This is a genomic window from Pseudomonas putida, assembly GCA_029953615.1.
In the GTDB taxonomy this organism is placed as follows: domain Bacteria; phylum Pseudomonadota; class Gammaproteobacteria; order Pseudomonadales; family Pseudomonadaceae; genus Aquipseudomonas.
The window spans coordinates 1,942,141-1,955,825 of record CP124529.1 but is presented as its reverse complement, the minus strand read 5'-3'; the positions used below and the strand labels follow the sequence as shown (position 1 = coordinate 1,955,825).

Here is a 13,685-nt window from a genome sequence, read left to right as displayed (position 1 = left end):
CAGCTTGCAGCCTGAGGCTGGCAACTGCGGTAAAGAGGTTTTGAAAAATGGCTGAACGTCTGAACAACGACTTCCAGTTCATCGAAGTGGGCCGCAAGGACCCGAAGAAAAAGCTGCTGCGCCAGCGCAAGAAGGAGTTCGTGGAAATCTACGAGCCGTTCAAGCCGCAGCAGTCCGTGGAGCAGGCGCACCGCTGCCTGGGCTGCGGTAACCCGTATTGCGAATGGAAGTGCCCGGTACACAACTTCATCCCCAACTGGTTGAAGCTGGTCTCCGAAGGCAACATCCTGGCCGCGGCGGAACTGTCGCACCAGACCAACACCCTGCCGGAAGTGTGCGGCCGCGTATGCCCGCAGGATCGCCTGTGCGAGGGTGCCTGCACCCTGAACGACGGCTTTGGTGCGGTGACCATCGGCTCGGTGGAGAAGTACATCACCGACACCGCCTTCGCCATGGGCTGGCGCCCGGACATGTCCAAGGTCAAACCAACCGGCAAGCGCGTCGCCATCATCGGTGCCGGCCCGGCCGGCCTGGGCTGTGCCGACGTGCTGGTACGTGCCGGTGTGACTCCGGTGGTGTTCGACAAAAACCCGGAAATCGGTGGCCTGCTGACCTTCGGCATTCCTGAGTTCAAGCTGGAAAAGACCGTGCTCAGCAACCGTCGTGAAGTGTTCACCGGCATGGGTATCGAGTTCCGCCTGAACACCGAGGTGGGCAAGGATGTGACCATGGAACAGCTGCTCGCCGAATACGACGCGGTGTTCATGGGCATGGGTACCTATACCTACATGAAGGGCGGTTTCCCGGGTGAGGACCTGCCAGGCGTGCATGATGCGCTGGATTTCCTCATCGCCAACGTCAACCGCAACCTCGGCTTCGAGAAGTCGCCGGAAGACTTCGTCGACATGCAGGGCAAGAAGGTGGTGGTGCTGGGCGGTGGTGACACCGCGATGGACTGCAACCGTACCTCGATCCGCCAGGGCGCCAAGTCGGTGACTTGCGCCTATCGCCGTGACGAAGCCAACATGCCGGGTTCGCGCAAAGAGGTGAAGAACGCCAAGGAAGAAGGCGTGAAGTTCCTCTACAACCGCCAGCCTATCGCCATTGTCGGCGAGGACAAGGTCGAAGGCGTGAAGGTGGTCGAGACCCGTCTCGGCGAACCGGATGCCCGTGGCCGTCGCAGTCCCGAGCCAATCCCGGGGTCCGAAGAGATCCTGCCGGCCGATGCGGTGGTCATCGCCTTTGGCTTCCGCCCGAGCCCCGCGCCGTGGTTCGAGCAGCATGGCATCCAACTGGACAGCCAGGGCCGTGTGGTGGCGCCGGAGAAGGGCAAGTTCAAGCACCAGACCAGCAACCCGAAAGTGTTTGCCGGTGGCGACATGGTGCGCGGGTCGGACCTGGTGGTGACGGCTATCTTCGAAGGGCGTACTGCTGCAGAAGGTATTCTGGACTACCTGGAAGTCTGATTTTCGACCAGTTCGCGGGCATGCCCGCTCCCACAGGTTCAGCGCAGAATCTGTGGGAGCGGGCGTGCCCGCGAAGCTTTGTATACAAAAACGCTTGATCTGTAGCATCCAATAGACAAAACGCATGGCCATGGCCGTGCCTTTTGCGCTGGCCTCTGAGAAAATGCCCGCACTATTTTTCCGGATGCCGACATGACTGCCCTGAAGAACGATCGTTTCCTGCGTGCACTGCTCAAGCAACCCGTAGACGTCACCCCGGTGTGGATGATGCGCCAGGCCGGCCGCTACCTGCCGGAGTACCGCGCCAGCCGCGCCAAGGCCGGTGACTTCATGAGCCTGTGCATGAACCCGCAGTTCGCCTGCGAGGTTACCCTGCAGCCGCTGGACCGCTATCCGCTGGACGCAGCGATCCTGTTCTCGGACATCCTCACCATCCCCGATGCCATGGGCCTGGGCCTGTATTTCGAAACCGGCGAAGGTCCGCGTTTCAAGAAGGTCATCAGCACCCCGGCCGACATCGAAGCGCTGCCGATCCCCGACCCGCAGAAAGACCTTGGTTATGTGATGGACGCCGTCAGCACCATCCGCCGCGAACTGAATGGTCGCGTACCGCTGATCGGCTTCTCCGGCAGCCCTTGGACCTTGGCCACTTATATGGTCGAAGGCGGCTCGTCGAAGGACTTCCGCAAGACCAAGGCCATGGCCTACGACAACCCGCAGGCTCTGCACCTGCTGCTGGACAAACTGGCCCAGTCGGTCACCAGCTACCTCAATGGCCAGATCCTCGCGGGTGCCCAGGCTGTACAGATTTTCGACACCTGGGGTGGCAACCTGTCGGCGGCGGCTTACCAGGAGTTTTCCCTGGCCTACATGCGCAAGATCGTCAGCGGCCTGATCCGCGAGCACGAAGGGCGGAAGGTGCCGGTGATCCTGTTCACCAAGAACGGCGGCCTGTGGCTGGAAAGCATCGCTGAAGCCGGTGCCGACGCGCTGGGCCTGGACTGGACCTGCGAGATCGGCGATGCCCGCCGCCGCGTGGGTGACAAGGTTGCGCTGCAGGGCAACATGGACCCGACCGTGCTGTACGCCAAGCCCGAGGCCATCCGCAAGGAAGTGGCGCGCATCCTGGCCAGCTATGGCCACGGCACAGGCCATGTGTTCAACCTGGGCCACGGTATCACCCCGGAAGTCGACCCGGAGCACGCCGGCGTGTTCATCAACGCCGTGCATGAGCTGTCGGCGCAGTATCATCAGTGAATTGATTGCTGAACACGAAAGCCCGGCCATGTGCCGGGCTTTTTGTTGCATTAAGTTTTAATTCAGCGATCGTCGTTAATCTGGTCCCATCGAAACCGAAACAGGACCCGATCCTCATGAAAGCACGTTATCTTGCGTTGATCCTCGCCCCGTTGTTCAGCACTGCCGCCCTGGCCGCCGGTTATACCGGCCCCGGTGCCCAGTCCGTCACCACTGTAGCAGCGGCGAACGACGCTGCCGACGACACACCAGTGGTGCTGCAAGGCTTCGTGACCAAAAAGATCAACAACGACGACAAGTACGAGTTCAAGGACAACACCGGCACCATCACCGTGGAAATCGATGATGAAGACCTGCCGACGACACCGTTCAATGACAAGACCAAGGTCAAGCTGACCGGCGAGGTGGAGAAGCACCTGATGAGCCGGGAGGTGGATGTGGATATGGTTGAGATCATCAACTGATCCGCTGGCCTCTTCGCGGGCACGCCCGCTCCCACAGGGTACTGCGCCGAACCTGTGGGAGCGGGCGTGCCCGCGAATGCTTCACACCGATTTCGGTGGCAGCTTGCTCAGGTGTAGCGCCACCAGCAGCGCTACCACCAGCAGGCTGCCGATGAACAACCCGATGCCATTCCAACCCCACTGGTGCCAGAACACCCCGCCCGCCGTACCGGCCACACTCGACCCCGCGTAATAGCTGAACAGGTACAACGACGACGCCTGCCCCTTGGCCTTCAAGGCCCGGCGGCCGATCCAGCTGCTGGCCACCGAGTGCGCGCCGAAGAAGCCAAAGGTGAACACCAGCATGCCGGCAATCACCATCACCAGCGGGCTGGCCAGGGTCATCAGCAAGCCGCCCGCCATGACCACGATACTGGCCCAGAAAACCTTGCGCCGGCCCAGCTTGTCGGCCAACGCGCCGACCTGCGCCGAGCTGTAGATGCCAGACAGGTACACCACCGACAGCAAGCCGACCAGCGCCTGGTTCATGTGGTAGGGCTCGGCCAGCAGGCGGTAGCCGATGTAGTTGAACAGGGTGACGAAAGCGCCCATCAGCAGGAAGGCTTCGAGGAACAGCCAGGGCAGGCCGGCATCCCTGAAGTGCATGACGAAACCATCCAGCAGGCTGCGTGGGTTCATCGCCTGCGCGCGGAAATTGCGCGATTCGGGCAGCACCTTCCAGAACACCAGCGCCGCCACCAGGGCCAGGCCGCCGATGGTCAGCATCGCCGTGTGCCAGCTGACGAAGTCGATCAGCACGCCGGTGATCAGGCGCCCGCTCATACCGCCAATGGCATTGCCACCGATATACAAGCCCATGGCCAGGCCGATGTGCTGTGGGTGAATTTCTTCGCTCAGGTAGGTCATGGCCACCGCCGCCAGGCCGCTGAGTGACAGGCCGACCAGGGCGCGGGTGGCCAGTACCAGCTCCCAGCTCGGCATTATCGCGCTGGCCAGGGTGGAGAGGGCGGCGCAGACCAGGGCAAACACCATCACCGGCTTGCGCCCGATGCGGTCGGAGATGGGGCCGGTGATCAACAGGCCGAACGCCAGCATGGCTGTGGAGACCGACAGCACCAGGCTGCTCTGCGCCGCATTGATGGCAAATTCCTTCGACAGCAACGGCATCATCGGCTGCACGCAGTACAGCAGGGCGAAGGTGGCGAAGCCGCCGCTGAACAGTGCCAGCACGGTCTTCATGAAAGCGGGGGTGCCTTTTTCGATCCACATTTCGTTCAGCGGGGCAGGTTCGGGCTCGGCGGGAAGGGGCGCTACAGCAGTTTTCACGGGCGGGTACCTCTGGCGCAATGAAAAAAAGCATATAGCTGGCTAATAATTACATCCAATATATTGTTCGACCTATTTGAGACGTTTTGCGACCTGTTCGGAGCCACTCATGGAATTGCGTCATCTGCGTTACTTCATCGCCGTGGCCGAAGAGCTGCACTTTGGCCGCGCTGCTCGGCAGTTGGGTATTTCGCAACCCCCCTTGAGCCAACAGATCCAGGCGCTGGAGCAGGAACTGGGGGCCCGCCTGTTCGAGCGTACCAACCGTCGGGTCGAGCTGAGCGAGGCAGGGCGGCTGTTCCTCGACGAAGCCCGCCAGGCACTGGCGCAGGTGGCGCGGGCTGCCGATGTGGCCCGGCGTGCGCAGTTGGGTGAACTGGGGGAGATGAAGATCGGTTTTACCTCGTCGGCACCGTTCACCTCGAAGATCCCCAAGGCCATCCATGCCTTCCGCCAGCGCTTCCCGGCGGTGCACCTGAACCTCAAGGAAATGAGCAGCCGCGACGTTGCAGAAGGCGTATTCGACGAGTCTATCGAGGTGGGGCTGATGCGGCCGATGCCGCTGCCGGAAGGGCTGGTGGCCACTGAACTGTTTCGCGAGCCGCTGGTGGCGGTGATCAATGCCTCGCATCCATTGGCAGAAGGCACGGAACATGGCGTGCACATGGGCGACCTGGCCGATGAGCCGTTCGTGTTCTTCCCACGCAGCTATGGCAGCGGGTTGCATGCGCAGTTGCTGAGCCTGGCGCGCCAGGCGGGTTTCAGCCCGCATTTTGCCCAGGAAGCTGGGGAGGCGATGACCATCATTGGCCTGGTGTCGGCGGGGCTTGGGGTGTCGGTGCTGCCGGCGTCGTTCCAGCGCATGCGCATCGAGGGGGTGGTTTATCGCACGTTGCTGGATGAAGGGGCGATATCGGCGGTATGGCTGGTGCAGCGCGAGCGCGGCAATTCGGTGATGGCCAAGGCATTTGCCGAACTGTTGACGGGGCAGGTGGGCGGCCAAGGGTAATGCCGGTCAAATGGCACTGGCCATTGCCGCAGTGGCGCCACATACTCGGGCATTCGTTGATACACGGAGGTCAATCATGCGGCGCGTGGTGTTCAATCAGAAAGGTGGCGTGGGCAAGTCGAGTATCGCCTGCAATCTGGCGGCGGTCAGTGCCAATGAAGGCTACCGGACCCTGTTGATCGACCTGGATGCCCAGGCCAACTCGACCCAGTACCTCACCGGCCTCACCGGCGAGGACATCCCCATGGGCATCGCCGACTTCTTCAAGCAAAGCCTGTCCAGCGGGCCGTTCAGCAAGAAGAACAAGGTCGATATCTACGAAACCCCGTTCGATAACCTGCACGTGGTGACCGCCACTGCCGAGCTGGCCGACCTGCAGCCGAAGCTTGAGGCCAAGCACAAGATCAACAAATTGCGCAAATTGCTCGACGAACTGGACGAGGACTACGAGCGCATCTACATCGATACCCCGCCGGCGCTGAATTTCTATGCGGTTTCCGCGTTGATCGCCGCCGATCGCGTGCTGATCCCCTTCGACTGCGACAGTTTTTCCCGTCAGGCGCTGTACGGCCTGCTGGCCGAGATCGAAGAACTCAAGGACGACCACAACGAAGACCTGGTGGTCGAAGGCATCGTGGTCAACCAGTTCCAGTCCCGCGCCAGCCTGCCCCAACAGATGCTCGACGAGCTGCTGGCCGAAGGGCTGCCGGTGCTACCGGTGTACCTGGGTAGTTCGGTGAAGATGCGAGAGTCGCACCATGCCAGCCTGCCGCTGATTCACCTGGAGCCCAGGCACAAGCTGACCCAGCAGTTCGTCGAGTTGCATTCGCTGCTCGAAGAGAATGCTTAGACCCCCTGGCTACGCAACCACTCCAGCAACGACTGCAGTGGAAACGCCCCGGCCTGGCGACTGACTTCACGGCCATTCTTGAACAGCAGCAGGCTGGGGATCGAGCGGATGCCCAGTTGCCCGGCCAGGTTGCGGTTGGCTTCGCTGTCGAGCTTGGCCAGGCGGCAGCGGCCGGCCAGTTGGCGGGCGGCCTGTTCGAAGGTGGGGGCGAAGGACTTGCACGGGCCGCACCAATCCGCCCAGATGTCGACCAGCAATGGCAGGTCGCCTTTGATCTGGCTGGCGTAGCTGGCTTCGCTGAGTTCGAAGGGGGTGCTGAGCAGCACGGCCTGTTTGCAGCGGCCGCATTTCGGCGCGTCGCCCAGGCGCTCGGCGGGCAGGCGGTTGAGGCCGTTGCAGTGGGGGCAGGGGATTACCAGTGGTTCGGACATTTCATCTCCAATAGGTGTATCGCGAATCCCTGTGGGAGCGGGCTTGCCCGGCGAACACCGGCGAAGCCGGTGCCATCCATCGCGTTGCCTGCTTCGCGGGCAAGCCCGCTCCCACAGGGTTCGGTGTTAAATCAGGACGAGCAGCTGATTTCCAGGTGTTTGCCCCATTCCGGTGGGCGTTCGGCGTAGGCCTGCATTCCGGCTTGCTCTTCGAAGGGCTTGCTCAGCACCTGATGCAGCCGCCGCACTTCGCTGTAATCCCCTGCTTCGGCCGCTTCGATGGCTTTCTGTGCCAGGTAGTTGCGCAGCACGTAAAGCGGGTTCACCGCATGCATGCGCTCACGCCGCCCTTCGGCATTATCCGCTTCGCGTGCGCAGCGGGCCAGGTAGTCCGCCCCCCAGGCATCGAAACCGGCCAGGTCGATGAAGTCGTCGCGCACCACTTTCAGCGCCTCGCTGACCGGCTGATCGCCCAGCCTGCGGAAGAACAGGTTGTAGTCCACACCTCCACTCTGCATGCGCTGCAACAGGCGCTCCACCAGCGCCATGTCTTCCTCTTCCCCGGTGGTCAGGCCCAGGCGCCGGCGCATCAGGTCCAGATAGTGTGCCTGGTACAGCGGCAGGAACATGCCCAGCGCTTCCTTGAGCGGTTCGACTTCGATCACCGTGGTCAGGGCCTGGGCCAGCGCACTGAGGTTCCAGTGGGCGATCGGTACCTGGTTGGCGTAGCTGTACCGGCCACGGTCGTCGGAGTGGTTGCAGATGAAGTTGGCGTCGAAGTCGTCGAGGAAGGCGTACGGGCCGAAATCGAAGGTGATACCGAGGATCGACATGTTGTCGGTGTTCATCACCCCGTGGCAGAAACCATAGGCCTGCCAGCGGGCGATCAGCTCGGCATTGCGTTCGACGATGGTGCGGAACATGGCCAGGTAGGGCTGTTCGGCATCGCGGCATTCCGGATAGTGCTGCTCCAGCACATGGTCGATCAGCACCCGCTGCTGTTCTGGTTGCCTGGTGTAGTAGAAGTACTCGAAATGCCCGAAGCGCACATGGCTCTGCGCCAGTCGGGTGAGCATGGCGGCGCTTTCGCGGGTTTCGCGCCACACCGGGGTGCTCGAGCCGATCACACACAGCGCCCGGCTGCTGGGAATGCCCAGGGCGTGCAGGGCCTCGGAGGCGAGGAATTCGCGGATCGAGGAGCGCAGCACGGCGCGGCCGTCGCCCATGCGCGAGTAGGGCGTCTGTCCCGCGCCCTTGAGGTGCAGGTCCCAGTGTTCGCCTGCGTCGTTGAGTACTTCGGCCAGCAGCAGGCCACGGCCATCACCCAGGCGCGGGTTGTAGGAGCCGAACTGATGGCCGGAATAGACCATCGCCCGAGGGTCCGCCTCTTCCCACAGCTTGTGGCCACTGAACAGCTCGGCGAAAACCGGCAGCTCTGCCTGGGCCGGGTCGAGGTCGAGCAGCGCCATGGCCGACTCGCTCGCTACCACCAGGCGCGGGTCTGCGATGGGTTCGGGCAGCACCTGGGTGGAGAACGCGTCGCCCAGGCGTGGCAAAGCGATTGTCGAAGGTGAGTTGGTCGAGGGCTTTCACGGGGCCGGCTCCAGAAATTGATGGACTGGGGCCGCTTTGCGGCCCTTCGCGGGCAAGCCCGCTCCCACAGGTATTGCGCAGTGCCTGAGAGCGGCGCGGCCCTTGTGGGAGCGGGCGCGCCCGCGAACGAGGGCGAAGCCCTCGCAGGGATTCTGCACAGAATAAAGTATTAGAGCCCACTCAGGCCGAAGCAGTGCCATCCGGTTTTGGCTGTTCCACCGGAATCAGCTGCTGTTTGCCGCCCTTCGGGTCCATCAGGAACACCTCGACCTGGCGCACCGAGATCTTGATATTGTGCGCCTTGAATTCGCGGTTGATGTAGCGGTTGATCTCGTCCAGCGTCGGGTTGCGGTCGCCCAGGTCGCGTACGTGCATGCGCAGCTCGTGGTCCAGCGAGCTCTCGCCGAAGTTGAGGAAGTACACGATCGGCTCCGGGTCCTTGAGTACGCGTGGGTTTTCATGGGCGCCCTTGAGCAGCAGATCGCGCACCAGGTCCAGGTCCGAGCCATAGTCGATGCCCAGCTTCAGCGTTACCCGGGTGACCGTGTCGGTCAGCGACCAGTTGATCAGCTGGCCGGTGATGAAGGTCTTGTTGGGGACGATGATGTCCTTGCGGTCGAAGTCGGTGATGGTGGTGGCACGGATGCGGATCTTGCTCACCGTGCCCGACAGGTTGCCGATGGTGATGGTGTCGCCAATCCGTACCGGGCGCTCGAACAGGATCATGATGCCGGAGATGAAGTTGGCGAAGATTTCCTGCATGCCGAAGCCCAGGCCCACCGACAGCGCGGCTACCAGCCATTGCAGCTTGTCCCAGCTGACCCCCAGGGTCGACAAGGTGCTGACGATACCGATACCGACGATGGTGTACGACAACAGCGTGGTGGTGGCGTAGGCACTGCCTTGGGCAAGATTCAGGCGTGACAGCACCAGCACTTCCAGCAGACCCGGCAAGTTGCCGGCCAGGGCGAAGGTGATGCCGACGATCACCAGAGCGCCCAGCAGGTCGCCGAGGCTGATAGGTACCATGCTGGCGGCAGCGCCAGTGCCGCTGGTGTATTCGTAGAGGACGAAGTTGTTGAGGTAGGCGAACACCGAGATCAGGTCCGACCACACCCAGTACAGGCCGGCGATGAAGCCGCCAAGCAGCGCCAGGCGAATCAGGCGCAGCGACTGTTGGTTGACCTGTTCGATGTCCAGTGTCGGTTCTTCGGTGATGACCTCGCCATCCAGCCCTTCCTTGACCGCTGCCCGCTTGCTTAGCGCGCGCTGGTAGGCCAGGCGCCGTGCCGCCACCGACAGGCCGCGCACGAATGCGGCTTCGATCACCAGCCAGAACAGCAGCAGGTACAGGGTATAGATCAGCCGGTCGGTCAGTTTCAGCGCGGTGTAGTAATAGCCGAAGCACACGGCCACGAACAGGGCGATGGGCAGGGCGGTGAAGGCCACGCCCACGGCCTTGCGGAACAGCGAGGTGTCGCGGTGCGCCGGGCTGCTGAGCAGCAGCCGGCTGAGCAGCCAGGCCATCAGTGCATAGCAGGTCAGCACCACGCCGATACCCAGTACATCATCGGCCAAGGCCGAAGGCTGATGTTCGGCCACCGCCACCACACCGACCAGTGCCAGTACCACGGTGCCCAGGCGGCGCACCCAGCCGCGCAGGAACTCGACCTGCGGCTTGTGCCAGCGGAAGTGGATTTCCGCCACGCCGCCCGGGGCGAGGACGCGGTAGGCGGTGTAGAACACCAGCCAGGCCTGGGCCAGTTGCCAGAGGGCAGCGCCGAGGTTGGCATTCTGCCCGCGGGCGTCGATCTGCAGGGCGTAGCTGCACAGGGCCAGGCCCAGGCTGACCGGCATTGCCAGCAGGATGTTGATGAGGATTGCCTGCGGTGTATGCCACTGGCTGTCACGACGGAAATGGCCGATGTCCTGGTGCACCTTGCCCAGCCGTTGGTACAGGTATTTGCGCCGCCACAGCAGGGCGCCGATCACCAGCAGCAGCGGCAGGAACAGCAACGGGCGCTGGCTCAGGCCGTCGGCCAGTTCCTTCAGGCCCGAGCCCCACGGCAGGTTGGCCACCTGGTCGGCCAGGCGTTCCGGCACATAGCGCAGCCAGTCCCAGTCCAGCGGTTTGTTGCTGGGGATCCAGAACATCTGCTCGTCGAGGGTGGTGCGCAGGCTCTGGGCGGTGCCCAGCAGCTGCTTCTGGTTGAGCTGCAGGGTGATCGATTCGTTGAGCAATGCCGACAGCTCGCGGTTCAACCGCTCCAGCAGGTCGCTGCGGGTTATCGCCACTTCCAGCAGGGCCTTGCGCAGCTGTGGCGTCACTTCTTCCTGTGGTTGGGCGGCCAGCAGCTTGTCGACGTAGGTGACCGGGCTGCTCATCTGCTCGCGTTGCTGGTTGACCTCGAACTGGTACAGGCGGGTGTCGGCGATCTGGTCGGCGAGGTCGCGGTCGACCTTGAGGTGCGGCAGGGTCTGCTTCTGCTTGTAGAGGATTTTCGACAGCAGCAGGCTGCCCTTGAGCACGTTGATCTGCTCGTCCAGCGCCTGGTCGGCCTGGGTCAGGCTGTCCAGTTGCTGCTTGGTGCGCAGGTTCTGCTGGGTCAGCTCGTTGAGGCGGTCAGTGCTTTTCAGCAGGTAGTCGGAGAGCTTGAGGTTGACCGCGCTTTCGGTGGCCAGCAGGCTGCTGCCGCCGGCTTTCTGGGCTTCGATCGACTGCTGGGTGACCGCTTCCTGGGACTGGGCCAGGCGCTTGTCGTTGATCAGGGTCTGCAGATCCTGGATTTCCTGCTCCAGACGTGCGGCGCGCTCGATCAGCAGGTCGTGGCGGGCATTGCCCAGGTCTTGCAGCAGGCTGTTGCCGGCCAGCTCCTGGCGGCGCAGCAGGGTCAGTGCGTTCAGCGAGGCCAGTTCGGCATTCAACTGGTTGCGCTGGTCGGCGTTGATCGGTTTGCCGGCGTCCTTGCCGGTCTTGAGGATGCTGTTGATCTGCTGGGTGCGTGCCTGGCTGTTGCTGATCTCGGCCTGGGCGCGTTCCGGGCGGGTCTGCGAGTTGATGATCAGGCTGTTGGCTTCGGACAACGCCTTCTGCAGCTCGCCCTGCAGGGTGCTGCGCTCGCTGAGCATCTGCTCCAGTTGCGGCACGGAGAGGGCGGCGTAACGCTGGGCCACCGGCTGAGGCTTGCTTTCCTTGAGCCTGGCCAGTTCGCGCTGGCTGTCACTGGTTTCTTTCGGCGCACCGGCCAGCTGCTGCTTAAGCGCGGCGAGTTTCTTCTCGTTGTCTTCCTTGCTGGCGAGCAGGCTGAGGGTTTGCTCCAGCACCTGCTGCAGGGCTTTCTGCTCGGCCTCGGGCAGCTTGCGCTCGGCGATCTTGTCGAGGCTGTTCTGGATGCTGGCGGTGGTCGGGGCTTCTGCTGCAGTTGCTGCAAAAGAGAGAGACAGGCACAGCCCGAGCAGGGCTGTGCGAAGGTACACGCGCAGGGACATAGGCAGACTACTTGTGGATCCGGCAGAAACGAAGTTTAGAGGAACAATCCTGGTCCGGGTCGCGTTCCTTCGGGGAATCTGACGCCTACTTTCTGAATCTTGTTCCCGTCCATTGTGGCCACGGTCCAGATCGTGCCATGCCATTCGACCTGGTCACCTACTACTGGAGCGCCTCCGACCTTCTGTCGGATGAACTGGGCTAGCGGCATTTTCGCGTCCAGACCGTCGAGTTTCAGGCCATACAGTGCTGCCACCGCACCCAGTTCGGCATCGCCTTCGAGCACGAAGTCGCCGAAGAAACGCAGGTCCAGGCCACGTTGTGGCGCCTGGCTGAACAGTTTGCCCAAGGCCGGCAGGTTGTGCTCGTGACCGATCACGCAGAGCATGTCCCCCACTTCCAGCACGGTGCTGCCTGACGGGTGCAGCAGCTGCTCGCCCCGGAACAGCGCGGCGATCCGCGTGCCTTCGGGCATTTTCAACTCGCGCAGGGCGGCGCCGATACACCATTTTTCGGCGCCCAGGCGGTAGACGAACATTTCCCACTCGCTGGTGATGTGCACTTCCAGGGCGGAGCGGGAGATCGGTGCCGGGTCTGGCGGTACCGTCACTTTCAGCAGCTTGGCCATCCACGGCAGGCTGGTGCCTTGCACCAGCAGCGACACCAGCACGATGAAGAAGGCCAGGTTGAAGAACAGCTGGGCGTCCGGCAAGCCGGCCATCAACGGGAACACCGCAAGGATGATCGGCACCGCACCGCGCAGGCCGACCCACGAGATGAAGCCCTTTTCACGGCCATGGAAAGCCTTGAACGGCAGCAGGGCGGCGACCACCGACAGCGGGCGCGCCACCAGGATCATCCACAGTGCCAGACCCAGCGCCGGCAGGGCGATGGGTAGCAGATCGTGGGGCGTGACCAGCAGCCCCAACACCAGGAACATGCCGATCTGCGCCAGCCAGGCCATGCCGTCGAGCATGTGCAGAATACCGTGGCGGCTGCGGATCGGCTTGTTGCCCAGTACCAGGCCGCACAGGTACACGGCAAGGAAGCCGCTGCCGTGCAGGGCGTTGGTCGCCGAGAACACCGCCAGGCCGCCGGCGACCACCAGGATGGGGTACAGGCCGCCGGCCAGGTTGATGCGGTTGACCAGTTGCAGCATCAGCCAGCCGCCGCCCAGCCCCAGCAGCCCGCCAATGCCGAACTCGCGCAGCAGGTGGGCGAGCAGGCTCCAGTGCAGGCCAGTCTGGCCGCTGGCGATCATGTCGATCAGGGTGACAGTGAGGAACACCGCCATCGGGTCGTTGCTGCCCGACTCGATTTCCAGGGTAGCGGTAACCCGTTCGTTCAGGCCTTTGCCACCGAGCAGCGAGAACACCGCCGCAGCGTCGGTAGAGCCGACGATGGCGCCGATCAGCAGGCCCTGGATCAGGCTGAGGTTGAACAGCCAGGCGGCAACCAGGCCGGTGAGGGCGGTGGTGATCATTACCCCGACCGTGGCTAGCGACAGCGCTGGCCACAGCGCCACGCGAAAGCTTGCCACCCGTGTGCGCAGGCCACCGTCGAGCAGGATCACGGCCAGTGCCAGGTTGCCCACCAGGTAGGCGGTGGGGTAGTTGTTGAAGATGATGCCGCCACCATCCACACCGGCGACCATGCCGACGGCGAGGATGATGACCAGAATAGGGATGCCCAGGCGCGACGACAGCGAGCTGACCAGGATACTTGCACCCACCAGCAATGCGCCGATCAGGAACAGGCTGTTGATGGTGCTTGCATCCAAAGGCAGGTACTCCGGGGACCGC

9 protein-coding genes and 1 pseudogene are annotated in these 13,685 nt (G+C 63.1%); 5 read left to right on the top strand and 5 right to left on the bottom strand.

The features are described 5' to 3' along the window. Nucleotides 1-47: 47 nt before the first annotated feature. From QIY50_08940 to QIY50_08930, 3 genes are all read left to right on the top strand, one after another. Nucleotides 48-1,466: an FAD-dependent oxidoreductase gene (locus QIY50_08940; GenBank protein ID WGV22282.1), complete on the top strand. Its 1,419-nt coding sequence runs from the start codon at nucleotides 48-50 to the stop codon at nucleotides 1,464-1,466. Between the two features lie 192 nt (nucleotides 1,467-1,658). Then, complete coding sequence (hemE, locus tag QIY50_08935; GenBank protein WGV22281.1) at nucleotides 1,659-2,723, top strand: uroporphyrinogen decarboxylase; 1,065 nt, start codon at nucleotides 1,659-1,661, stop codon at nucleotides 2,721-2,723. Nucleotides 2,724-2,839: 116 nt separating this feature from the next. Next, nucleotides 2,840-3,187 (top strand): NirD/YgiW/YdeI family stress tolerance protein, encoded by a 348-nt coding sequence (locus QIY50_08930; protein WGV22280.1) that lies wholly within the window; start codon nucleotides 2,840-2,842, stop codon nucleotides 3,185-3,187. An 81-nt stretch (nucleotides 3,188-3,268) separates the two neighbouring features. Here the strand turns inward: QIY50_08930 and QIY50_08925 are convergent, their stop codons facing one another. Next, nucleotides 3,269-4,456: an MFS transporter gene (locus QIY50_08925; GenBank protein WGV23024.1), complete on the bottom strand. Its 1,188-nt coding sequence runs from the start codon at nucleotides 4,454-4,456 to the stop codon at nucleotides 3,269-3,271. A gap of 166 nt (nucleotides 4,457-4,622) precedes the next feature. Between QIY50_08925 and QIY50_08920 the strand changes: the two genes are divergently transcribed. Continuing rightward, nucleotides 4,623-5,522 (top strand): LysR substrate-binding domain-containing protein, encoded by a 900-nt coding sequence (locus tag QIY50_08920; protein WGV22279.1) that lies wholly within the window; start codon nucleotides 4,623-4,625, stop codon nucleotides 5,520-5,522. Between the two features lie 76 nt (nucleotides 5,523-5,598). Further along, nucleotides 5,599-6,372 carry a ParA family protein gene (locus QIY50_08915; GenBank protein WGV22278.1) on the top strand — a complete coding sequence of 258 codons (774 nt, stop codon included), beginning with the start codon at nucleotides 5,599-5,601 and terminating at the stop codon, nucleotides 6,370-6,372. Here QIY50_08915 and trxC read toward each other — a convergent pair. From trxC to QIY50_08895, 4 genes and pseudogenes are all read right to left on the bottom strand, one after another. Then, on the bottom strand, nucleotides 6,369-6,803 hold the full coding sequence (trxC, locus tag QIY50_08910) for a thioredoxin TrxC (protein ID WGV22277.1): 435 nt from the start codon (nucleotides 6,801-6,803) through the stop codon (nucleotides 6,369-6,371). The two genes, QIY50_08915 and trxC, sit on opposite strands and share 4 nt — an antisense overlap. Nucleotides 6,804-6,934: 131 nt before the next feature. Then, a pseudogene (locus QIY50_08905) lies at nucleotides 6,935-8,396 on the bottom strand (YdiU family protein). A 180-nt stretch (nucleotides 8,397-8,576) separates the two neighbouring features. Further along, on the bottom strand, nucleotides 8,577-11,885 hold the full coding sequence (mscK, locus tag QIY50_08900) for a mechanosensitive channel MscK (GenBank protein WGV22276.1): 3,309 nt from the start codon (nucleotides 11,883-11,885) through the stop codon (nucleotides 8,577-8,579). A 35-nt stretch (nucleotides 11,886-11,920) separates the two neighbouring features. After that, nucleotides 11,921-13,663, bottom strand: a complete 1,743-nt coding sequence (locus tag QIY50_08895) for a potassium/proton antiporter (GenBank protein ID WGV22275.1) — start codon at nucleotides 13,661-13,663, stop codon at nucleotides 11,921-11,923. Between the last annotated feature and the right edge of the window lie 22 nt (nucleotides 13,664-13,685).

Coding starts and splice junctions, on each gene's coding strand:
- QIY50_08940 (WGV22282.1), top strand. CDS start 48: ATGGCTGAACGTCTGAACAACGACTTCCAGTTCATCGAAGTGGGCCGC.
- hemE (WGV22281.1), top strand. CDS start 1,659: ATGACTGCCCTGAAGAACGATCGTTTCCTGCGTGCACTGCTCAAGCAA.
- QIY50_08930 (WGV22280.1), top strand. CDS start 2,840: ATGAAAGCACGTTATCTTGCGTTGATCCTCGCCCCGTTGTTCAGCACT.
- QIY50_08925 (WGV23024.1), bottom strand. CDS start 4,456: ATGTGGATCGAAAAAGGCACCCCCGCTTTCATGAAGACCGTGCTGGCA.
- QIY50_08920 (WGV22279.1), top strand. CDS start 4,623: ATGGAATTGCGTCATCTGCGTTACTTCATCGCCGTGGCCGAAGAGCTG.
- QIY50_08915 (WGV22278.1), top strand. CDS start 5,599: ATGCGGCGCGTGGTGTTCAATCAGAAAGGTGGCGTGGGCAAGTCGAGT.
- trxC (WGV22277.1), bottom strand. CDS start 6,803: ATGTCCGAACCACTGGTAATCCCCTGCCCCCACTGCAACGGCCTCAAC.
- mscK (WGV22276.1), bottom strand. CDS start 11,885: ATGTCCCTGCGCGTGTACCTTCGCACAGCCCTGCTCGGGCTGTGCCTG.